This window comes from Streptomyces graminofaciens, from assembly GCF_030294945.1.
In the GTDB taxonomy this organism is placed as follows: Bacteria; Actinomycetota; Actinomycetes; order Streptomycetales; family Streptomycetaceae; genus Streptomyces; species Streptomyces graminofaciens.
In genome coordinates, this window is the sequence record NZ_AP018448.1 from 6832796 (window position 1) to 6854147 (window position 21352).

The following is a 21352-nucleotide window of genomic DNA, read 5'->3' on the forward strand; positions in this document are numbered from 1 at the left end:
TGAGGGACTTGGCCGGGGTTGTCCACAGGCCGGTGGGTCGTCGGCTTCGTTGTGGCGCGTGGTTGTCCACAGGGCCTGACGCGTTTCTGCCACCGGCTGTACGGTCGTCTCGCGTTGATGTTCGTGCGGGTTCCGGTGTGGATGTGGGGGAGGCGGTCGGTATGACCGAGGTCGGTGCGGTGGCGGCTGTCGAGGCGACGGCGGAGGCTGGGGTTCGGGCGGCGCGGGTGCTCCGGGTGCCCGGGTTCTCCTCCTGGCCGCCGGAGGGTTCGCCCAAGGAGGAGGGCAAGGCGCTGCGTGAGCGGGTGCCGCGCGGCGACCACGCGGGGCTGAGGCTCGCCGCCGGGCGGCCGGACGCGGTGGCCGCCGTCGAGGAGTCCAACCGGGGCCGCATCCCGGGCCTCACCCCGATTAGGGTCGGCCGCATGGCCGCCACCCCCTTCGCGTTCCTGCGCGGCTCGGCCGGACTCATGGCCCACGACCTCGCGCACACGCCCGTGACCGGTGTCGGCGCCCAGATCTGCGGCGACGCCCACGCGGCCAACTTCGGCCTGTACGCGGACGCGCGCGGCGAGCTCGTCATCGACCTCAACGACTTCGACGAGACCGTGCACGGCCCCTGGGAATGGGACCTCAAGCGGCTCGCCACCTCGCTCGTGCTGGCCGGTCGCGAGGCGGGCGCGGACGAGGATGTCTGCCGCAAGGCGGCGAACGACTCGGTGGGCGCCTACCGGCGCACGATGCGGCTGCTCGCGAAGCTCTCGGCGCTGGACGCGTGGAACGCGATCGCGGACGAGGAACTCGTCTCGTACACGGACGCGCACGATCTGCTCGGCACCCTGGAGCGGGTCTCGGAGAAGGCGCGGGCCAACACCAGCGGGCGTTTCGCGGCGCGGTCCACCGTCCCGGTGGCGGGCGGCGGCCGCCGCTTCGTGGACGCCCCGCCGGTGCTGAGCCGGGTGCCGGACGAGGATGCCGCGGCGGTGGCCGCCTCCCTGGAGCAGTACCTGACGACGCTCTCGGAGGACCGCCACCCGCTGCTCGCCCGGTACGCGGTGCACGATGTGGCGTTCCGCATCGTCGGCACGGGCAGCGTGGGCACCCGCTCGTACGTCGTGCTGCTCCTGGACCACCGGGGTGAGGCGCTCGTCCTCCAGGTGAAGGAGGCCCGTGCCTCGGCGCTTCTGCCGCATCTGGGGACGGCCGGGTTCGAGGCGCCGGAGCCGGCGCACGAGGGGCGTCGGGTGGTTCTCGGCCAGAAGCGCATGCAGGTCGTCAGCGACATCCTGCTGGGCTGGACGACGGTCGACGGACTTCCGTACCAGGTACGGCAGTTCCGCAACCGCAAGGGCAGCGTCGACCCGGCGGCCCTGGCCGCCGACCAGATCGACGACTACGGCCGCATGACCGGCGCCCTGCTGGCCCGTGCCCACGCCCACAGCGCCGACCCCCGACTGATCGCCGGCTACTGCGGCAAGAACGAGGAACTCGACGAGGCGATCGCCACCTTCGCCACGGCCTACGCCGACCGCACGGAGGCGGACCACGCGGACCTCGTGGCGGCGGTACGGACGGGGCGGATCGAGGCGGAGATGGGGGTTTGAGGGGCGGCGGGGGTGCGTGAGGGGGGTGCGGGGGCCGGGTAGGGCGGGCCTCGGGTACGGGGGCGCCGGGTACGCGGGGCGCCGGATACGGCGGGGCGAGGGCGCGACGAGGGTGTTCGGGCTCTCGGCCTCGGGTTCCTGGTGGCTCTCGGTAGGTGGCGGAGGAGTGGCCTACGCTGGTCGGGTGACGACCCCGGAAGCCGAGCAGACCCCGTCCGAGCGTCCCGCCGAGCCTGCCGAGGGTGCGCCGGGCGAGGCGTCGGCGCGCCCCGAGGAGCGGCTGGAGCGGGCCGTCCGCGCGGCCGAGCAGGCGCTGATCGAGTACGAGATCGCGGTGGAGACCTTCCGGGTCGAGGTGGAGAACTTCTCCCGGTTGCACCACCAGAAGCTCGGCCCGATGTACGCCCGGCTCGACGAACTGGACGCGCAGATCGCCGAGGCCCGGGCCGCGCGCACCGGCGACCCCGAGGACGTGCGCAAGGCGGCGGAGGCCCGTGCGCGGGTCATGCCCATGCCGGGCGTGGAGGAGCTGTTCCACGGCTGGATGGACTCCTCCGGACTGTTCCCGGAGGCCGCGGCCATGCTCACCGACCAGCCCGTGAGCCCCCCGGAGCGGGTGCGCCCGAGCGACGAGGCGCGCAGGCTCTACCGGGAGCTGGTCCGCAAGGCGCACCCCGACCTGGCCGGGGAGGAGCAGGAGCGGCAGCGGCGTGACGAGTTCATATCCCGCGTCAACGCCGCGTACGCCCGTGGCGACGAGACGCTGCTGCGGGAGCTGTCCGAGGAGTGGGACGCCGGTCCCGTGCCCGAGGAGCGCCGGCCGAGCCGCAGCGAGGAGCTCTACGCCCGCCTCGAATGGCTCGCCCAGCGCAAGGACATGCTCACCCTCGTCGCCAGGGACCTTGAGGAGGGCGCGATCGGCTCGATGCTCCGTATCGCCCCCGAGGACCCCGACCGTCTCCTCGACGAGATCGCCGACCAGCTGCTGGCGGAGGTCGAGCAGCGGGAGGCGGAGCTGGTGGAGCTGCTGGGGCAGAGCGGCCAGTCGGCGTGAAGGTCGGGTAGCGTCGTACGCATGGTTTTCGGAGCTGGTGTGCCCACGGTCGAGGTCGGAGACCTCAAGGACGGCGACTTCCTGCTGGATGTCCGGGAGGACGACGAGTGGCAGGCGGGTCATGCCGAAGGGGCGCTGCACATCCCCATCAGTGACTTCGTCGCGCGTTACGGCGAGCTGACGGAGGCGGCGCCGCAGGACGGCAGGGTTCATGTGATCTGCCGCTCGGGCGGGCGCTCGGCACAGGTCACCATGTACCTCGTCCAGCAGGGCATCGACGCCGTGAACGTCGACGGCGGCATGCAGCACTGGGCTGCCGCGGGGCGCCCCGTCGTGGACGACAAGGGCGGGGCCGGGTTCGTGCTCTGAAAGCTCTGAGGGCCTTGAGGCTCTCGGCGGGCCGGCCCGCCCTGCGCGTCCTACGCCAGCGGGTGGGCCGCCAGCAGGTCGCCCAGCGCCTCCTCGTGTGCCGCCGCCGGGCCCAGCGAGAGTTCCAGATGCTTGGCCCAGGCGTGGTAGCGGTGCAGCGGGTAGTCGACGTCGGCGCCGAAACCGCCGTGCAGATGCTGCGCGGTCTGCACGACCCGGCGTACGCCCTCGGAGGCCCAGATCTTGGCGACGGCGACGTCACCGGCGGTGGGCAGCGCGCCCGAGGCCCCCGAGCCGATCCGCCACGCCGCCTGCCAGAGGGTCGCCTCCATCGCACGGAGGTCGATGTAGCGGTCGGCGGCCTGTACGGCGACGGCCTGGAACGAGGCGAGCGGGTACCCGAACTGCTCCCGCTTGCCGGTGTAGTCGCCGGTCATACGCAGGACGGCCTCGCCGAGGCCGAGCGCCAGCGCGCAGGTGCCGGTGGTCAGCAGCTCCCGCAGCCCCTCCCAGGCGCCGTCCGCGTCGACGACGTACCGTCCGGCGATCCGGGCGGACTCCAGGCGCACCTCGGCGAGCCGCTCGCCGGTCGTGGAGATCTGTTCGGCGAGGACGACGCCCTCGTGGCCCCGGGGCACGAGCGCGAGCACGACGCGACCCGCGCCGGTCAGGTCCCCGGTCCCGGGCACCCCGGCGGCGGAAGCGGCGTCGGGGCCGGGGGCGGTGGTGGTCGCGGGGACGACGACGAAGTCCGCGTTGTGCGCCCAGGGCACCGCAGTCTGGACGCCGTCCAGGACCCAGGTGCCGTCGGCCTCCCGCCGTGCGGTCACAGCGAGTTCGGCCGGGTCGTGGCCGCTGCGGCCGTGCGCGGCGACGGTCAGCACGACCTCGCCCCGGCCGGCCCGGGTGAGCAGTTCGTGGCGCAGTGCCTCGCTTCCGTGTGCCTGGACGGTCACGGCCGCCGCGCTGTTCTCCAGCAGGGGCACCCTGGCCAGTACCTTCGCAGACTCGCGCAGCACCAGGCAGAGCGCGATCGCGTCGAGCCCCGATCCGCCGTACTCCGGGTCGAGCACCAGGCTGAGCAGGTCTGACCCGGCGAGCCTCGCCCACAGCGCACGGTCGAAGTCGTCGGCCACGGCGCCCGGCGTGAGCGAGGGGCTCGGCACGCCGTCCGGCGCGACGCCGCCGAACACCGCCCGCGCCGCCTCGGCCGCCGCCTGCTGCTCCTCGGTGAAGGTGAAGTCCACGGTTGGTTCCGTCCTTCCACGTGTCGCCGCTGACGGGGCGTCAAGATAGAACAGGTTCTAGAAGAAGGGAACGGGTGCGGGCGCTCACCCACCCCGCCGTAAGGTGTCACCCGCTGTGGATAACCTCGTGGGTGCCGGTGTGATCGGTGTGACGATGTGACTGCTGTGTCCACAGGTGCTGTGCCGGAAGGGCAGGGCTGAGTAAGTTCCGGTGGGGAAGCGGGCCGGGAAGTGGGAATCGGGAAACGGGGCGGAATGGACGCGTACGACGAGGTCTCGAACGCCCGGCGCGAGCCGGACACCCCCGACGCCACCACCACTGAGAACGGCCCGACCACGGAAAACCCCGCCGCTGATCGCCCTGTCGCCGCCGATCCCTCTGCCCTTGATACCTCTCCTGCGCCCGAGGCGTCCTCTGCGCCCGAGGCGTCGGCTACGCCCCCCGCCGGCATCGCCGCCCTCTCGCTCCCCCACCAGATCGGCATCGCGCTCGTGCTCGCCGTCGTCGCGGTGGTCACCTGTGTGCACATCGGCATGGTGTTTCTGCATGTCGCGCCGGCGAACACGGTCACGAAGCAGCACGGTCAGGCGGTCGACCGCTGGGTGTACCCCGAGTTCGAGCAGAACTGGAAGCTGTTCGCGCCGAACCCGTTGCAGGCGAACGTGGCGGTGCAGGTCCGGGCGGAGGTGCGGACCTCGCAGGGGGTGACGCGGACGACCGGCTGGTACGACCTGTCCGCGCTCGACGGTGCCGCCATCGACGGCAATCTGCTGCCGAGCCACACCCAGCAGAACGAACTGCGCCGCGCCTGGGACTTCTACGTCTCCACGCACGACAACGAGAACCGCGCCACGTCCTCGCGCGGCGACCTGTCCCAGCACTATCTGCGCCGCATCGTCGTGACGCGCCTCGACCGCGAGCAGGCCGGCGGTGAGGGCGCCGTCGTCGAGCGCGTCCAGGTCCGGTCCCGTACCACCAACGTGCCACCGCCCGACTGGAGCGAGGAACAGGTGTCCGACAAGCCCGTCGTCCGTGAGCTGCCCTGGTGGACGGTGCCCGGCGACGACCGTACGGAGACGAGAGCCGCCGGGACGACCAAGGTGAACGGCCGGACGGAGGCGGGCGTCGAATGAGTCAGCTGAGCCGTCTCGCCGCCGTGATCGGCAGCGGGATCACCCGGGTCACGGACAGGTCGCTGGGCCCGTACCAGACCGCGATCATCCGGATCGGCTTCTCCGCGACCTGGCTGCTGTTCCTGCTGCGCGAGTTCCCGCACCGGCACGAGCTGTACGGCCCCGAAGGCCCCTGGAGCTGGGACCTCGCCCAGCGGCTCATCTCGGACAACCACGCGTTCACGGTCCTGATGTGGTCCGACAGCGGGGTGTGGTTCGAGATCGTCTACGGCCTCGCCGTGCTGTCGAGCTTCCTGCTGCTGCTCGGCTGGCGCACCCGTGCCATGAGCGTGCTCTTCATGGTGGGCGTCCTGTCGCTGCAGAACCGCAGTGTCTTCATGGGCGACGGCGGCGACAACGTCATCCACCTCATGTCGGTCTACCTCGTCCTCACCCGCTGCGGCCAGGTCTGGTCCCTGGACGAACGGCGGGCCCGGCTCACGAGTGAGCGCCGTGAGCGCCGTGAGCCGGGCAGTGTGGAGCGCGAGGACTCCATAGGGCCCGCCCTGTGGGGCGTGCTCGGCTTCGCGCTGCTGGTGTCGACCTTCGGGGGCCTGATCCCCGGCGGGTTCCTCGGCGGCTGGCTGACGGTCTTCTGGGGACTGTGGGTGGCGCACGGCCTGTGGTGGTTCGTGAACCGGGTCGACCCCTACGGCCCGTCCCGCAACGTCTTCGACATCGTCGCCAACCTCGTCCACAACGCCGCCCTGCTCGTGATCATGGTCGAGGCGTGTCTGATCTACGCGACCGCCGGCTGGTACAAGATCCAGGGTTCGCGCTGGCAGGACGGCACGGCCGTCTTCTATCCGCTCCACCTGGACTACTTCTCGCCCTGGCCCGCCCTGTCCGACCTGATGTCGTCGAGCGCCGTCATGGTGCTGCTGGTGACGTACGGGACGGTCATCGTGCAGGTCGCCTTCCCGTTCACGCTCTTCAACCGGCGGGTCAAGAACGTCCTGCTGGTGGTGATGATGACCGAGCACGCCGTGATCGCCGTCGTGCTGGGGCTGCCGTTCTTCTCGCTCGCGATGATCGCCGCCGACTCCGTCTTCCTGCCGACGTCGTTCCTGAAGCGCCTGGGCGGCTGGACGGCACGCGCGCGTGCACGCGTTCTTTCGCGACTGGGGCGTACGCGTACCCTCCCCGGGCCGCGTGAGCAGGATGCGGCGCATGCCCCGAGCACGGACACGGACGAGAAGTCGTCCGACCAGCCGCACGTAGGCTTCAGCGCATGAACGATCCGGTGGACCCGGCCGCACCCGTGGACCCCGTACGGGCCTGGCGCCGGCTCGCCGACGCCTCCGTCCTGCTCGACGGCTTCCACGCCCTCAAGCACGCCCTCCGCTTCGGCGCCGAGGTCTCCGTGGCGGTCACCGCCGACCGCGCGGCCGCGCTCGCCCTCGCCGACGAACTGGCCCCGGACGTACGGGAGTGGCTGGACGGGCTCCTCACTGAGGTGCCGGCCGCGACCTACCAGGGTCTCGTGCCGCGCCCGCACCCCACCGCCGTGGCCGCGCTGGCCGTACGCCCCTCGCGCGCGACCAACCTGGCGGCCCTCGCGCACACCCCGCGCACCGCCCCCGTCGTCGTCCTCGACAACCCGCGCAACCTGGGCAACGCGGGGGCCGTGATCCGGCTGGCGGCCGGTTTCGGCGCGACCGGGGTCGTCACCACGGGCACGCTCGACCCCTGGCACCCCACGGTCGTACGCGGCGGGGCCGGGCTGCACTTCGCGACCGCCGTGGAGCGGCTGGAGGTCGCCGAGCTGCCGCCGGGCCCGCTGTTCGCGCTCGACCCCGAGGGCGACGACATCCGGGGGCTGAAGCTCCCGGACGACGCCGTACTCGCCTTCGGCTCCGAACGCAGCGGCCTGTCCCCCGAACTGCGCGACCGCGCCGACCACTTGCTGGCCCTGCCGATGCGCCCCCAGGTCTCCAGCTACAACCTCGCGACCAGTGTGGCCATGACGCTGTACCACTGGAGCGCGACCGGGGGCGCACCCACCGCTTCTCAAGCCTCTCGGCCCGTTTCCTAGCCCTCTCGGCGCACCTCCACCACCCGGAACCGGTTCGCCACGAACGCCCCGTCGCACAGTGCGGCGTTCGCCGCCGGGTTGCCGCCCGAGCCGTGGAAGTCGGAGAACGCGGCCGTCTGGTTGACGTACACCCCGCCCGTGAGGTTCAGCGACAGCTGGGCACACTCCTCCAAGCAGGCCTCCTCGATGCCGGCGGCCACCTCCTCGGAGGTCGTGTACGCGCCGACCGTCATCGCGCCCTTTTCGCTGATCGTCCGCCGCAGCAGCTCCACCGCGTCCGCCGCCGAGTCGACCGCGACGGCGAAGGACACCGGGCCGAAGCACTCGCTCATGTAGGCGGCCTCGTCGTCCGCCCTCTCCCAATATTTCCGCGCCCCGTCGAGCTTCACGATGACCGGCGTACGGACGACCGCGCCCGGGAACTCCGGGTTGGCGATCTCCCGGGAGGCGAGGGCGACTTCGCCGAGGCCGGCGGCCGCGTCGAGGCGGGCCTTCACGTCCGGGTTCACGATCGCGCCGAGCAGCGCGTTCGCGCGCGCGTCGTCGCCCAGGAGGCCGCCGACCGACTTGGCGAGATCGCCGACGACCTCGTCGTAGGACTTCGGTCCCTCGTCCGTGGTGATGCCGATGCGGGGGATCAGGAGGTTCTGCGGGGTGGTGCACATCTGGCCGCTGTAGAGCGAGAGCGAGAAGGCCAGGTTGGAGAGCATGCCCTTGTAGTCGGACGTCGACTCGACGATCACCGTGTTGACGCCGGCCTTCTCCGTGTAGACCTGCGCCTGGCGGGCGTTGGCCTCCAGCCAGTCGCCGAAGGCGGTGGAGCCGGTGTAGTCGATGATCCGGATCTCAGGGCGGGTGGCCAGCGTCTTGGCGATGCCCTCGCCGGGGCGTTCGGCGGCCAGCGCGACCAAGTTCGGGTCGAAGCCGGTCTCCGTGAGGACCTCGCGGGCGACCTGGACGGTGAGGGCGAGCGGCAGCACCGCGCGCGGGTGGGGCTTCACCAGGACCGCGTTGCCGGTGGCGAGCGAGGCGAACAGGCCCGGGTAGCCGTTCCACGTCGGGAAGGTGTTGCAGCCGATCATCAGGGCGATGCCGCGCGGGACCGGCTTGAACTCCTTGGTCAGCGCGAGCGGGTCGCGCTTGCCCTGGGGCTTGCTCCACTCGGCGCTGTCGGGCGTGCGGACCTGCTCCGCGTACGCGTACGCCACCGCTTCCAGGCCGCGGTCCTGGGCGTGGGGCCCGCCCGCCTGGAACGCCATCATGAAGGCCTGGCCGGAGGTGTGCATGACCGCGTGGGCGAACTCGTGCGTGCGGTCGCTGATCCGCTTGAGGATCTCCAGACACACCGCCGCGCGCGTCTGCGCGCCCGCGTCGCGCCACGCGCGCTGTCCGGCCTTCATGGCGGGCAGCAGCGTGTCGATGTCGGCGTGCGGATACGTCACGCCGAGCGTCAGGCCGTACGGGGAGGTCTCCTCGCCGACCCAGTCGTCCGTGCCGGGCTGGCCGAGGTCGAGGCGGGTGCCGAGGAGGGCGTCGAAGGCGGCCTTGCCTTCCGCCATGCCCAGGCTGCCGTTCTCGCCGTACGCCTTGGGGTGTTCGGGGTGCGGGGACCAGTACGCGCGCGTGCGGATCGCTTCCAGCGCCTGGTCGAGGGTGGGCCGGTGCCTGGCGATCAGGTCGTGCGCGGACAGTTCGGCGGCCATGCGGGACCAACTCCTCACGTCAGGTGCTCTTCTTCGAGCTCTGACCTGGGCAGGAACGGGCTGACAGAGTTAGAGTAACCGAACGATCGGTCGGGACAAGGGGGTCCGCCGCATCTGTGGACAACCCCGTGCGGGAGGATCGCGAGCATGACAGCACTCGACCTCAGCAGCCCCGTGGCCGTTGTCGGCACCGGCACCATGGGCCAGGGCATCGCCCAGGTCGCGCTGGTAGCGGGCCACACCGTACGGCTGTACGACGCCGTGCCCGGCCGCGCCCGGGAGGCGGCCGAGGCGATCGGCGCGCGGCTCGACCGGCTCGTCGCCAAGGACCGCCTGGCCGGCGCCGACCGGGACGCCGCACGCGCCCGGCTGCACGCTGCCGAGACCCTCGCCGACCTCGCGGACTGCGCCCTCGTCGTCGAGGCCGTCATGGAGCGCCTGGACGCCAAGCAGGAGCTGTTCCGGGCCCTGGAGGACGTCGTCGGCGAGGACTGCCTGCTCGCCACCAACACCTCGTCCCTGTCCGTGACGGCCATCGGCGGCGCCCTGCGCAACCCCGGGCGTTTCGTCGGCCTGCATTTCTTCAACCCCGCGCCGCTGCTGCCGCTCGTCGAGGTCGTCTCCGGGTTCGCCACCGACGTCACGTCGGCCACGCGCGCGTACGAGACCGCCCGCGCCTGGGGCAAGACCCCGGTGGCGTGCGCCGACACCCCCGGCTTCATCGTCAACCGCATCGCCCGGCCCTTCTACGCCGAGGCCTTCGCGGTCTACGAGGCGCAGGCCGCCGACCCCGCCACCATCGACGCGATCCTGCGCGAGTCCGGGGGCTTCCGGATGGGCGCCTTCGAACTGACCGACCTGATCGGGCAGGACGTCAACGAATCGGTCACCCACTCCGTGTGGCAGGCCTTCTTCCAGGACGTGCGCTTCACCCCCTCGCTGGCCCAGCGCCGGCTCGTCGAGTCGGGCCGGCTCGGCCGCAAGGCGGGACAGGGCTGGTACGACTACGGGGACGACGCCGAGAGCCCCGAGCCGCACACCGCCGAACCGGCCCCCGCGCCCGCGTACGTCGTCTGCGAGGGCGACCTGGGCCCCGCCTCCGAACTGCTCACCCTGATCCGCGAGGCGGGCATCCCCGTCCGCGACGACGAGGAGGACCACGGCACCCGGTTCGTGCTGCCGAGCGGCGGCCAACTGGTCCTCGCCGACGGCCAGACCTCCGTGGAGTTCCGGGACGTCGTCTACTTCGACCTCGCGCTCGACTACCGCAAGGCCACCCGGATCGCCCTGTCCGCCTCCCAGGACACCTCCCCGCAGACCCTCGCCGAAGCCACCGGGCTCTTCCAGGCGCTGGGCAAGGCCGTCAGCGTCATCGGGGACGCCCCCGGCATGATCGTCGCCCGTACGGTGGCCCGGATCGTCGACCTCGCGCACGACGCCGTCGCCAAGGGCGTGGCCACCGAGGAGGACATCGACACGGCGATGCGACTCGGCGTGAACTACCCGCTCGGCCCCTTCGAGTGGAGCCGCAGGCTCGGCCGCAACTGGGCGTACGCCCTCCTGGACGACCTGCATCTGCGCGACCCCTCCGGGCGCTACGCGCCGTCCCTCGCGCTGTACCGCCACGCCTACGCCTCCGACAAGCGGGAGGGCACCTCCTCATGACCACCGCCAAGCGCGACACGTACACCCCGGAGACGCTGCTCTCCGTCGCCGTCCAGGTCTTCATCGAACGCGGCTACGACGGCACGTCCATGGAGCACCTCTCCAAGGCGGCGGGCATCTCCAAGTCGTCGATCTACCACCACGTCACGGGCAAGGAGGAGCTGCTGCGCCGGGCCGTCAGCCGGGCGCTGGACGGCCTCTTCGGCATCCTCGACGAGGAACCCGCGCGCGTGGGGCGTTCCGTGGAGCGCCTGGAGCATGTCGTGCGCCGCATGGTCGAGGTGCTCTTGACCGAACTCCCGTACGTGACGCTGCTGCTGCGTGTGCGCGGCAACACCGACACCGAGCGCTGGGCCCTGGAGCGGCGCCGCGACTTCGACCACCAGGTCGCCGAGCTGCTCAAGGCCGCGGCGGCCGACGGGGACGTGCGCGGTGACGTGGAGGTGCGGCTCGCGACCCGGCTCGTCTTCGGGATGATCAACTCGATCGTGGAGTGGTACCGGCCGGACGTGCGGGGCATGGGGGAGCGGGAAGTGGCGGACGCCGTGGCGCACCTGGTCTTCACGGGGCTGCGCGGGCAGGAGTGACCGGCGGGCCTACATGAGTAGGGCTGACCGACGGGCCGCGCGGGCAGGGCTGATCGATCCTTCGGGGGCCGCGAACTTCTCGGTGATCAGCCCTCCGGTTCCACGTCCTCCTCCTCGAACACCAGCAGGGTCCGCGTGCTGAGCACCTCCGGGATGGCCTGGAGCTTGGTGAGGACGACTTCGCGCAGGGCCCTGTTGTCCGAGGTGTGCACCAGGAGCAGGACGTCGTAGTCGCCGCCCACCAGCGCGATGTGGGCGGCACCGGAGAGCTGGCGCAGCTGTTCGCGGACCGTGCGCCAGGAGTTCTGCACGATCTTGAGGGTGATGTAGGCGGACGTGCCCTTTCCGGCGCGTTCGTGGTTCACGCGCGCCCCGAAGCCGCGGATCACGCCGTCCTCGACGAGGCGGTTGATGCGGGCGTAGGCGTTGGCGCGGGAGACATGGACGCGTTCGGCGACGGACCGTATCGAGGCGCGGCCGTCGGCCTGGAGCATGCGCAGGATGTCCTGATCTATGGAGTCCAGCGGTCGAGGGGGCGGCAGGGCCGGGCCGTGCTCCGGCGGCTCGGCCATTTGTTCAGGTGCCATGCGCCCCCGCCTCTCTACCATGGACGTACTGCGTTCATTTCAGGGTGTGCAGAACCGTTTGTCCACAGCCTGAGGGTGCCTGTAGCCAAAATGCGTCAGCGACCGAACAATCGGTAGGTGAGACGCGTCACAACCGTGCCGCGTCCCAGAAGCCACTCCCACGAGGAGGTGCCGTATGACGGTCATGGAGCAGCGGGGCGCGTACCACCCGACACCGCCGCCCGCCTGGCAGCCCCGCACGGACCCCGCGCCGCTGCTGCCCGACGCCCTGCCGTACCGCGTGCTCGGCACCGACGCGGCGGCCGGCGCCGACCCCGCGCTGCTGCGCCGGCTCTACGCGGAGCTGGTGCGCGGTCGCAGGTACAACGCGCAGGCCACGGCCCTGACCAAGCAGGGCAGGCTCGCCGTCTACCCCTCCAGCACCGGCCAGGAGGCCTGCGAGGTCGCTGCCGCGCTCGTCCTCGAGGAGCGCGACTGGCTGTTCCCCAGCTACCGCGACACGCTCGCCGCCGTCGCCCGCGGCCTCGACCCCGTGCAGGCGCTCACGCTGCTGCGCGGCGACTGGCACACCGGCTACGACCCCCACGAACACCGCATCGCGCCCCTCTGCACACCCCTCGCGACCCAGCTGCCGCACGCCGTGGGCCTCGCGCACGCCGCCCGCCTCAAGGGCGACGACGTGGTCGCGCTCGCCATGGTCGGCGACGGCGGCACCAGCGAGGGCGACTTCCACGAGGCGCTCAACTTCGCCGCCGTCTGGCAGGCACCGGTCGTCTTCCTCGTCCAGAACAACGGCTTCGCGATCTCCGTACCGCTCGCCAAGCAGACCGCCGCCCCGTCGCTCGCCCACAAGGCCGTCGGCTACGGGATGCCGGGCCGGCTGGTCGACGGCAACGACGCGGCGGCCGTGCACCAGGTGCTGAGCGAGGCCGTGGCCCACGCGCGCGCGGGCGGCGGTCCCACGCTGATCGAGGCGGTCACGTACCGCATCGACGCCCACACCAACGCCGACGACGCGACCCGCTACCGCGGCGACTCCGAGGTCGAGACCTGGCGGGCGCACGACCCGATCGCGCTCCTGGAGCACGAGCTGACCGAGCGGGGCCTCATCGACGAGGACGGCATCCAGGCCGCGCGGGACGCCGCCGAGGTCATGGCGGCCGAGCTGCGCGAGCACATGAACCAGGACCCGGTGCTCGACCCCATGGACCTCTTCGCCCATGTGTACGCCGAGCCCACCCCCCAACTGCGCGAGCAGGAGGCCCTGCTGCGCGCCGAGCTGGCGGCGGAACAAGAAGGGGCGCATTGATGACCACCGTCGCCCTCAAGCCCGCGACCATGGCGCAGGCCCTCACCCGCGCCCTCCGCGACGCCATGACCGCCGATCCGGCCGTCCACGTCATGGGCGAGGACGTCGGCACCCTCGGCGGTGTCTTCCGGGTCACCGACGGCCTCGCCGAGCAGTTCGGCGAGGACCGCGTCACGGACACCCCGCTCGCCGAGGCGGGCATCCTCGGCACCGCCGTCGGCATGGCCATGTACGGGCTCAGGCCGGTCGTGGAGATGCAGTTCGACGCGTTCGCCTACCCGGCGTTCGAGCAGCTCATCAGCCATGTCGCCCGCATGCGCAACCGCACCCGCGGCGCCATGCCGATGCCGATCACCATCCGTGTCCCCTACGGGGGAGGCATCGGCGGCGTCGAGCACCACAGCGACTCCTCCGAGGCCTACTACATGGCGACCCCCGGGCTCCATGTCGTCACGCCCGCGACCGTCGCCGACGCCTACGGCCTGCTGCGCGCCTCCATCGCCTCCGACGACCCGGTGGTCTTCCTGGAGCCCAAGCGCCTGTACTGGTCGAAGGACACCTGGAACCCCGACGATCCGCAGACGGTCGAGCCCATCGGCCGCGCGGTCGTCCGCCGCCCCGGCCGCAGCGCCACGCTCATCACCTACGGGCCGTCCGTGCCGGTCTGCCTGGAGGCCGCCGAGGCGGGCCTGGCCGAGGGCTGGGACCTCGAAGTCGTCGACCTGCGCTCCCTGGTGCCCTTCGACGACGAGACGGTCGCCGCGTCGGTACGCCGGACCGGCCGCGCCGTCGTCGTCCACGAGTCCGGCGGCTACGGCGGCCCGGGCGGCGAGATCGCGGCCCGCGTCACCGAGCGCTGCTTCCACCACCTGGAGGCGCCGGTGCTGCGCGTCGCCGGCTTCGACATCCCGTACCCGCCGCCGATGCTGGAGCGGCACCACCTGCCCGGCGTCGACCGGATCCTGGACGCCGTGGGGCGCCTGCAGTGGGAGGCGGAGAGCTGATGGCACAGGTGCTGGAGTTCAAGCTGCCCGACCTCGGCGAAGGACTGACCGAGGCGGAGATCGTCCGCTGGCTGGTCCAGGTCGGCGACGTGGTCGCCATCGACCAGCCGGTGGTCGAGGTCGAGACGGCCAAGGCGATGGTCGAGGTGCCCTGCCCCTACGGGGGAGTCGTCACCGCCCGCTTCGGCGAGGAGGGCACGGAACTGCCCGTCGGGGCGCCGCTGCTGACGGTCGCCGTCGGCCCGGCCGCCCCCGGCGAGGAGACCGAGGGCTCCGGCAACGTCCTGGTCGGCTATGGCACGGGGGCGCCTCCGGCGCGGCGGCGGAGGGTGAGGTCGGGGGAGGCCACACGGTTCGCCGCCGCGCCGGGCGGGGGCAGCGGGGGCGCCGGTGGCCATGCCGGTACCCGTGGGGCTGCCGCCTCACCTGTCGGCCGCACCTCGGTCGCCCCGGCCGTCACGCCCGTCCCCCTGATTCCGCCCGCCGAGCCGAGCCGCGCGGCCGCCCCCAACAGCCAGGTCGGTGCCACAGCTGCCCCGACCCGCCCGGACGGCCCCGTGCCGGTCATCTCCCCGCTCGTCCGCCGGCTCGCCCGCGAGAACGGCCTCGACCTGCGGCAGCTGCGTGGTTCCGGCCCCGACGGGCTGATCCTGCGGGCCGACGTGGAGCACGCCCTGCGGGCCGCGACGAGCGACGGTGCCACGGCCACCGAGGCTCCCGCTCCGGCGGCGCCCACCCCGGCCGCCGACGTCCGCGGCACCCGCGTCCCGCTGCGGGGCGTACGCGGTGCCGTCGCCGACAAGCTCTCCCGGAGCAGGCGCGAGATCCCGGACGCCACCTGCTGGGTGGACGCCGACGCCACGGAACTGATGAACGCCCGCACGGCCATGAATGCGGCCGGCGGCCCGAAAGTATCCCTCCTCGCGCTGCTCGCCCGGATCTGCACTGCCGCGCTGGCCCGCTTCCCGGAGCTGAACTCGACGGTCGACCTGGAGGCCCGCGAGATCGTCCGCCTCGACCAGGTGCACCTCGGGTTCGCCGCACAGACCGAACGCGGGCTGGTCGTGCCCGTCGTACGGGACGCGCACGCACGGGACGCGGAGTCGCTGAGTGCCGAGTTCGCCCGGCTGACCGAGGCCGCGCGGACCGGCACGCTGACACCGGCCCAGCTCACCGGCGGGACGTTCACGCTGAACAACTACGGCGTCTTCGGCGTCGACGGCTCCGCGCCGATCATCAACCACCCCGAGGCGGCCATGCTCGGCGTCGGCCGCATCGTGCCCAAACCGTGGGTGCACCGGGGCGAGCTGGCGGTGCGGCAGGTCGTGCAGCTCTCGCTCACCTTCGACCACCGGGTGTGCGACGGCGGTACGGCGGGCGGCTTCCTCCGCTATGTGGCGGACTGCGTCGAACAGCCGGCGGTGCTTCTGCGCACGCTCTGAGCCACGCCGCCTCGCCACAGCGCCCGATCATGCTGCCCGATCACTGCGATCGTGTGTCCTCCCCGCGTTCCCTGCGCTCGCGGGGGCACGCATACTCGGGGGGTGAGCGCGTACGAGCCCCCGGGCGCCCCCGGTACCGAGACGTACGACGCCGTCGTGCTCGCCGGAGGTGCCGCCCGGCGGCTCGGTGGCGCCGACAAGCCCGGTGTCCGGGTGGGCGGCCGAGCCCTGCTCGACAGGGTGCTGGCCGCCTGCGCCGGGGCCGCGACCACCGTCGTCGTCGCCGAGCCCCGCCCCACCGCGCGCCCCGTCCTGTGGGCCCGCGAAGAGCCCCCCGGTGGCGGCCCCCTCGCCGCGCTGGACGCCGGGCTCCGGCACACCACCGCGCCGCACGTCGTCGTCCTCTCCGCCGACCTGCCCTTTCTGGAGCCGGGCACCGTACGGCGGCTGCTGGGCGCGCTCGAAGGCACCGACGGCGTTCTGCTGACCGACCCCGACGGGCGCGACCAGCCCCTTGTGGCGGCCTACCGGGCCGACGCCCTGCGCCGCGAGCTCACGGCGCTCGCCGCCGAGCACGACGGCGGGCTGATCGGGCTGCCGCTGCGGCGGCTGACCGCCGCGCTCCGTCTCACCCGTATCGCCGACCCGGTCGCGTCCTTCGACTGCGACACCTGGGACGACATCGCCGCCGCCCGCGCACGGATCAGGGAGCATGGCCACGTGTTGGAAGAATGGATTTCCGCAGTCAAGGACGAGTTGGGGATCGACCTCGACGTCGACGTCAAGGTGCTGCTCGACCTCGCCCGTGACGCCGCGCACTCGGTGGCCAGGCCCGCCGCCCCGCTGACCACGTTCCTCGTCGGCTATGCGGCGGCCCACGCCCAGGGCGGCCCCGAAGCGGTCGCCGAGGCCGCCCGCAAGGCCTCGGCACTGGCGTTGCGCTGGGCCGAGGAGAACGCCGTCGCGAGCGAGCCGACCAGCTCCCCCTCGGACAAGCCCACGGACGCCGGATGACCGCCCAGGACGCCGAGCAACTCGACGTGGACGTGGAGGAGGCGCTGGCCGTGGCCAACGACAGGGGCGGCCGGGGTCCGGGCGAGCCTGGATCGGCCCGGGAAGCCTCCTCCACGGGCGGACCCCACGCGCAACCCGGCAAGAAGCCCGACGACGCCCACCAGGCCACCCCCTGGCCCGAGGCCCGCGCGATCGCCGAGCGGGCCGCCCGCGGCATGGCCCGGGGCCGGACTCCCACCTCCGTCAGCGTCGACAACGCCCTCGGCCTCGTCCTCGCCGCTCCCCTCACCGCCCTCACCGACCTGCCCTCCTTCGACACCTCCGCGATGGACGGCTGGGCGGTGGCGGGCCCCGGCCCCTGGGTCGTACGGGAGGACGGGGTGCTGGCCGGGCACGCGGAGCCGGCGCGGCTCACCGACGGCGAGGCGGTCCGCATCGCCACCGGCGCGCGCATCCCGCCGGACACGACCTCCGTCCTGCGCAGCGAGCACGGCCGGACCGACGACAAGGGTCGGCTGCACCCGACCCGGGATCTGGCGCACGGTCAGGACATCCGCCCCCGGGGCCAGGAGTGCCGCAGAGGCGACCAACTGCTGCCGCTGGGCACGCTGATCACCCCGGCGGCGCTCGGACTCGCGGCGGCAGCCGGGTACGACACGGTCTCCGTGATCCCCCGCCCCCGCGTCGAAGTCCTCGTCCTGGGCGACGAGCTGCTCACCGAGGGGCTGCCGCGCGAGGGCCTGATCCGGGACGCGCTCGGGCCCATGCTGCCGTCCTGGCTCCGGGCACTCGGCGCCGACGTCATCGCCGTACGCCGGCTCGGCGACAAGGCCGACGCCCTGTACCAGGCGGTGAAGAAGTCCTCCGCCGACCTGATCGTCACCACCGGCGGCACCGCGGCCGGACCCGTCGACCATGTCCACCCCACGCTGCGGCGCATCGGCGCGGAACTCCTCGTCAACGGCGTCAAGGTGCGCCCCGGCCACCCCATGCTGCTGGCCCGCACCAAGGAGAACCAGTACCTCGTCGGCCTGCCCGGCAACCCCCTGGCCGCCGTGTCAGGCCTCTTCACGCTCACCGAGCCGCTGCTGCGGACCCTCGCCGGACGCGCGGCCCCGGAGCCGTACGCGCTGCCGCTGCGGGAGACGGTGCACGGGCACCCGTACGACACCCGGCTCATCCCGGTCACCCTGCGCGCCGACCGTGCCGTACCACTGCACTACAACGGCCCCGCCATGCTGCGTGGGATCGCCACCGCCGATGCGCTCGCCGTCGTACCGCCGGGTGGTGCGCGCCAGGGACAGGAGCTGGAACTTCTCGATCTGCCCTGGGCGACCGCCGGAATCCAGGTGTGTTTCACGTGAAACATCCGCATCATCAACTGGCTGTGCGGCCAAGAGTGTTTCACGTGAAACAACGGCCAGACGGAGGCACAGTACAGACCGAGACGGGGAGTGTTTCACGTGAAACTGCCGGGCCATGACGCGATCGCCCGTCGGGCGGACGAGCGTCTCGGGACCCACCACGTACGACTGCCGAAGCGGGCGGTCGAGCGTCCGAGCCACCAGGTCGGCAAGCGGCTCGCGATGGCGCTGTTCGTGCTGGTCGCGACCGCGTTCATCGTCTACGTCGACCACGAGGGCTACAACGACAACTCCGACGGTTCCGTCGACCTGCTCGACGCGTTCTACTACGCGACCGTCACCCTCTCCACCACCGGATACGGCGACATCACCCCGGTCAGCGATGCCGCCCGGCTCACCAACATCTTCGTGATCACACCCCTGCGTGTGCTGTTCCTGATCATCCTGGTCGGCACCACGCTGGAGGTCCTCACGGAGCGCACACGCGAGGAATGGCAATTGAACCGCTGGAGGGCGGCCTTGAGGGAGCACACCGTTGTGGTCGGCTTCGGGACGAAGGGGCGGTCGGCGATCCAGACCGTCTGTGCGACAGGGCTGAAGAAGGAGCAGGTCATCGTCGTCGACCCCAGCTCCAAGGTCATCGAGGCGGCCACGGCCGAGGGGTACGCGGGGATCGTCGGGGACGCCACCCGCAGCGATGTGCTGTTGCAGGCCGAGGCGCAGAAGGCGCGGCAGATCATCATCTCGACCGCGCGGGACGACACCGCCGTACTGGTCACACTGACCGCTCGCCAGCTCAACCGCGGGGCGAAGATCGTGGCCGCCGTGCGCGAGGAGGAGAACGCGCCGCTGCTGAAGCAGTCCGGGGCCGATGTCGTCATCACCAGCGCCAGCGCGGCCGGGCGGCTGCTCGGGCTCTCGGTGCTCAGCCCCGCCGCCGGCATGGTCATGGAGGACCTGATCCAGCAGGGCAGCGGGCTCGACATCGTCGAACGGCCGGTCATAAAGGCCGAGGTGGGGCGCGGGGTCCGGGAGACCGACGACCTGGTGGTGAGCGTCGTACGCGGGCATCGGGTGCTCGGCTACGACGACCCGCACATCGGCGAACTCCAGGTGACGGACCGGCTGATCACGATCGTCCGCGCGACGCCGGGCACCAAGGTCACTCCTGAGACCAGGCGCCTGCCGTAGAGGTACGGCGGGTGCCGTAGAGGTACGGCGGGTGCCGTGACGTACGGCGGGTGCCGTGACGTACGGCGGGTGCCTGGTGCTCGACCGATCACCACGCGCCTACTTGCGGTTGTACAGCCGCATCGTGATCGGTCCGAAGACCAGCACGAGCAGGCCGGACCAGCCCAGTGACCAGGCGATCTCCGCTGTCGGCCACTCGCCCGCCATCAACTCCCGCACCGCCGAGGACAGATGGGTGATGGGGCTGTTGTTGACGAAGGCCTGGAGCCAGCCCGGCATGGTCGTCGGGTCGACGAAGACGTTGGACAGGAAGGTCAGCGGGAAGATCACCATCATGCTGACGCCCATCACGGACTTCTCGCTGCGCAGCATGAGCCCGAACATCGTCCAGATCCACGAGAACGCGAACGAGAAGACGATGAGCAGGGCAACCCCGGCGACGACGCCCAGCACACCGCCGTCAGGGCGGTAGCCAAGGATCAGGCCGACGGTGAGCATCACCACGGACGCGATCGCGTAGCGCAGGGCGTCGCCGAGCAGATAGCCGACCATCGTGGACGGCCGCCAGACGGGCAGGCTGCGGAACCGGTCGAAGACGCCCTTCTCGATGTCGGTGTTGACCGAGACGCCGGTGTACATCGTGATCATCACGACCGACATCACCAGGATGCCCGGCAGCAGGAACTGGATGTACTCGGCAGGAGATCCGGCCAGCGCACCGCCGAAGAGGTACGTGTACATCAGCACCATCATGATCGGGAAAGCGGTGACGTCGAAGAGCTGCTCCGGTACGTGCTTGATCTTGAGGACGGCCCGCCAGCCGAAGGTCAGCGACGCCGACAGGGCGCTGGGCCGGGGCGGCCGGTCCTTGGCGACGAGCAGCGCGGCCAGGGACTCGGTGCTGACCGGGGCGAGTTCCGTGCTCTCGGTGGTGGTCGCGGTGCTCATGCCGCCGCCTCGTCCTTCGTCTCGTCGCGAACGGTGTTCTTGTCGACCGTGGTGTCGTGGCCGGTGAGGGCGAGGAACACCTCGTCCAGGCTGGGCTGCCCCAGGGAGAAGTTGTCGACGGTGATGCCGGTGCGGGCCAGTTCGGCGAGCGCGCGGGCCGCCGCCTCCGCCGCGCCCCGGCCGTTGCCGTTGGTCGAGCCGGCGCCGACGCGCGCCGTCAGCGCCACCGGGTCCGGGTCGTGCTGCACCTCGGCGCCGAGCGTCAGCCGCAGCACCTCCTCGGCCTGCGGGCGCTGGGCCGGGTCCCGGAGCCGCAGATGGACGGAACCGGCGCCGACGGACGCCTTCAGCTCGCCCTTCGAGCCCTCCGCGATCACCTTGCCGTGGTCGATGACGGCGATCCGGGACGCCAGCTGGTCGGCCTCGTCGAGGTACTGCGTGGTCAGCAGCACCGTCGTGCCCTGGGCGACCACCGCGCGCACGATGTCCCACACGTGGTTGCGGCTGCGCGGGTCCAGGCCGGTCGTCGGCTCGTCGAGGAAGAGCAGGTCGGGGGTGTTGAGGATGGACGCGGCGATGTCGATACGGCGCCGCATGCCGCCCGAGTAGTGCTTGACCTGTTTCCCGGCGGCGTCGCTCAGGCCGAAGGCCGCCAGCAGTTGTTCGGCGCGGTGCCGGGCCGCCCGCTTGGGATGGCCGAGGAGGCGGGCCAGCAGTACCAGGTTCTCGGCGCCGGTCAGGTCCTCGTCCACGGAGGCGTACTGGCCGGTGAGGCTGACCCGGCCGCGGACCTCGTCGGCCTCGCGGACGACGTCGTGGCCGAAGACGTGTGCCTCGCCGGCGTCCGGGCGCAGCAGGGTGGCCAGCATCTTCACGGTGGTCGTCTTGCCGGCGCCGTTCGGGCCGAGGACGCCGTAGACCGTGCCGGCCGGTACGGCCAGGTCGACGCCGTCCACGGCGCGGGTTTCGCCGAACGTCTTCACCAGACCCGCGGTCTCGATGGCGAGGCCGGACGTCTGTGCGCTCATGTCTGAGGTCCTTCCACGTGCGGGGCCA

At 72.0% G+C, this 21352-nt stretch carries 19 protein-coding genes; 14 read left to right on the top strand and 5 right to left on the bottom strand.

The features are described 5' to 3' along the window. Positions 1–161: 161 nt before the first annotated feature. From SGFS_RS29510 to SGFS_RS29520, 3 genes are all read left to right on the top strand, one after another. The gene (locus tag SGFS_RS29510) at positions 162–1604 is read left to right on the top strand and encodes a DUF2252 domain-containing protein (protein WP_286254769.1); all 1443 of its coding nucleotides are present in this window, start codon (positions 162–164) and stop codon (positions 1602–1604) included. Between the two features lie 184 nt (positions 1605–1788). Continuing rightward, positions 1789–2658, top strand: a complete 870-nt coding sequence (locus SGFS_RS29515) for a hypothetical protein (protein WP_286254770.1) — start codon at positions 1789–1791, stop codon at positions 2656–2658. Positions 2659–2697: 39 nt separating this feature from the next. After that, positions 2698–3027, top strand: a complete 330-nt coding sequence (locus tag SGFS_RS29520; protein ID WP_286260131.1) for a rhodanese-like domain-containing protein — start codon at positions 2698–2700, stop codon at positions 3025–3027. A gap of 50 nt (positions 3028–3077) precedes the next feature. On the opposite strand, the gene SGFS_RS29525 is transcribed toward SGFS_RS29520, so the two are convergent. Then, positions 3078–4274, bottom strand: a complete 1197-nt coding sequence (locus tag SGFS_RS29525; protein ID WP_286254771.1) for an acyl-CoA dehydrogenase family protein — start codon at positions 4272–4274, stop codon at positions 3078–3080. 255 nt (positions 4275–4529) lie between these two features. Between SGFS_RS29525 and SGFS_RS29530 the strand changes: the two genes are divergently transcribed. Genes SGFS_RS29530 through SGFS_RS29540 form a run of 3 tightly spaced genes read left to right on the top strand, consistent with a single transcriptional unit; the run spans position 4530 to position 7482 of the window. Then, on the top strand, positions 4530–5408 hold the full coding sequence (locus tag SGFS_RS29530; RefSeq protein WP_286254772.1) for a DUF5819 family protein: 879 nt from the start codon (positions 4530–4532) through the stop codon (positions 5406–5408). After that, complete coding sequence (locus SGFS_RS29535; RefSeq protein WP_286254773.1) at positions 5405–6682, top strand: HTTM domain-containing protein; 1278 nt, start codon at positions 5405–5407, stop codon at positions 6680–6682. The genes SGFS_RS29530 and SGFS_RS29535 overlap by 4 nt, the downstream gene beginning before the upstream one ends. After that, positions 6679–7482: a TrmH family RNA methyltransferase gene (locus tag SGFS_RS29540; protein ID WP_286254774.1), complete on the top strand. Its 804-nt coding sequence runs from the start codon at positions 6679–6681 to the stop codon at positions 7480–7482. Before SGFS_RS29535 ends, SGFS_RS29540 begins: the two co-directional genes overlap by 4 nt. On the opposite strand, the gene paaN is transcribed toward SGFS_RS29540, so the two are convergent. Further along, a complete protein-coding gene (paaN, locus tag SGFS_RS29545) occupies positions 7479–9185 on the bottom strand; it encodes a phenylacetic acid degradation protein PaaN (RefSeq protein WP_286254775.1) in 1707 nt (568 codons plus the stop codon). The genes SGFS_RS29540 and paaN overlap by 4 nt on opposite strands. Before the next feature lie 147 nt (positions 9186–9332). On the opposite strand from paaN, the gene SGFS_RS29550 reads away from it, so the two are divergent. Together SGFS_RS29550 and SGFS_RS29555 are read left to right on the top strand one after the other, a co-directional pair. Continuing rightward, positions 9333–10850, top strand: a complete 1518-nt coding sequence (locus SGFS_RS29550; protein ID WP_286254776.1) for a 3-hydroxyacyl-CoA dehydrogenase — start codon at positions 9333–9335, stop codon at positions 10848–10850. Continuing rightward, positions 10847–11437, top strand: coding sequence for a TetR/AcrR family transcriptional regulator (locus SGFS_RS29555; protein WP_286254777.1), 591 nt, complete (start codon positions 10847–10849; stop codon positions 11435–11437). Before SGFS_RS29550 ends, SGFS_RS29555 begins: the two co-directional genes overlap by 4 nt. Before the next feature lie 86 nt (positions 11438–11523). Here SGFS_RS29555 and SGFS_RS29560 read toward each other — a convergent pair whose 3' ends face one another. Then, positions 11524–12009, bottom strand: a complete 486-nt coding sequence (locus SGFS_RS29560; RefSeq protein ID WP_286260132.1) for an Lrp/AsnC family transcriptional regulator — start codon at positions 12007–12009, stop codon at positions 11524–11526. Between the two features lie 190 nt (positions 12010–12199). Here SGFS_RS29560 and pdhA point away from each other — a divergent pair, with 190 nt between their 5' ends. The 6 genes from pdhA (at position 12200) to SGFS_RS29590 (ending at position 19348) form a co-directional block, all read left to right on the top strand. Further along, the gene (gene pdhA, locus SGFS_RS29565) at positions 12200–13333 is read left to right on the top strand and encodes a pyruvate dehydrogenase (acetyl-transferring) E1 component subunit alpha (protein ID WP_286254778.1); all 1134 of its coding nucleotides are present in this window, start codon (positions 12200–12202) and stop codon (positions 13331–13333) included. After that, positions 13333–14337 (top strand): alpha-ketoacid dehydrogenase subunit beta, encoded by a 1005-nt coding sequence (locus SGFS_RS29570; RefSeq protein WP_286254779.1) that lies wholly within the window; start codon positions 13333–13335, stop codon positions 14335–14337. The genes pdhA and SGFS_RS29570 overlap by 1 nt, the downstream gene beginning before the upstream one ends. After that, a complete protein-coding gene (locus tag SGFS_RS29575; protein WP_286254780.1) occupies positions 14337–15779 on the top strand; it encodes a dihydrolipoamide acetyltransferase family protein in 1443 nt (480 codons plus the stop codon). The genes SGFS_RS29570 and SGFS_RS29575 overlap by 1 nt, the downstream gene beginning before the upstream one ends. A 102-nt stretch (positions 15780–15881) precedes the next feature. Continuing rightward, positions 15882–16793 carry an NTP transferase domain-containing protein gene (locus SGFS_RS29580; RefSeq protein WP_286254782.1) on the top strand — a complete coding sequence of 304 codons (912 nt, stop codon included), beginning with the start codon at positions 15882–15884 and terminating at the stop codon, positions 16791–16793. Then, positions 16790–18157, top strand: coding sequence for a molybdopterin molybdotransferase MoeA (locus SGFS_RS29585; RefSeq protein WP_286254784.1), 1368 nt, complete (start codon positions 16790–16792; stop codon positions 18155–18157). Before SGFS_RS29580 ends, SGFS_RS29585 begins: the two co-directional genes overlap by 4 nt. A gap of 90 nt (positions 18158–18247) precedes the next feature. Beyond that, a complete protein-coding gene (locus SGFS_RS29590) occupies positions 18248–19348 on the top strand; it encodes a potassium channel family protein (protein ID WP_286254786.1) in 1101 nt (366 codons plus the stop codon). A gap of 99 nt (positions 19349–19447) precedes the next feature. On the opposite strand, the gene SGFS_RS29595 is transcribed toward SGFS_RS29590, so the two are convergent. Both SGFS_RS29595 and SGFS_RS29600 read right to left on the bottom strand, forming a co-directional pair. Next, positions 19448–20296 (bottom strand): ABC transporter permease, encoded by an 849-nt coding sequence (locus SGFS_RS29595; protein ID WP_286254788.1) that lies wholly within the window; start codon positions 20294–20296, stop codon positions 19448–19450. Continuing rightward, a complete protein-coding gene (locus SGFS_RS29600) occupies positions 20293–21324 on the bottom strand; it encodes an ATP-binding cassette domain-containing protein (protein WP_286254790.1) in 1032 nt (343 codons plus the stop codon). Before SGFS_RS29600 ends, SGFS_RS29595 begins: the two co-directional genes overlap by 4 nt. Positions 21325–21352: the final 28 nt, after the last annotated feature.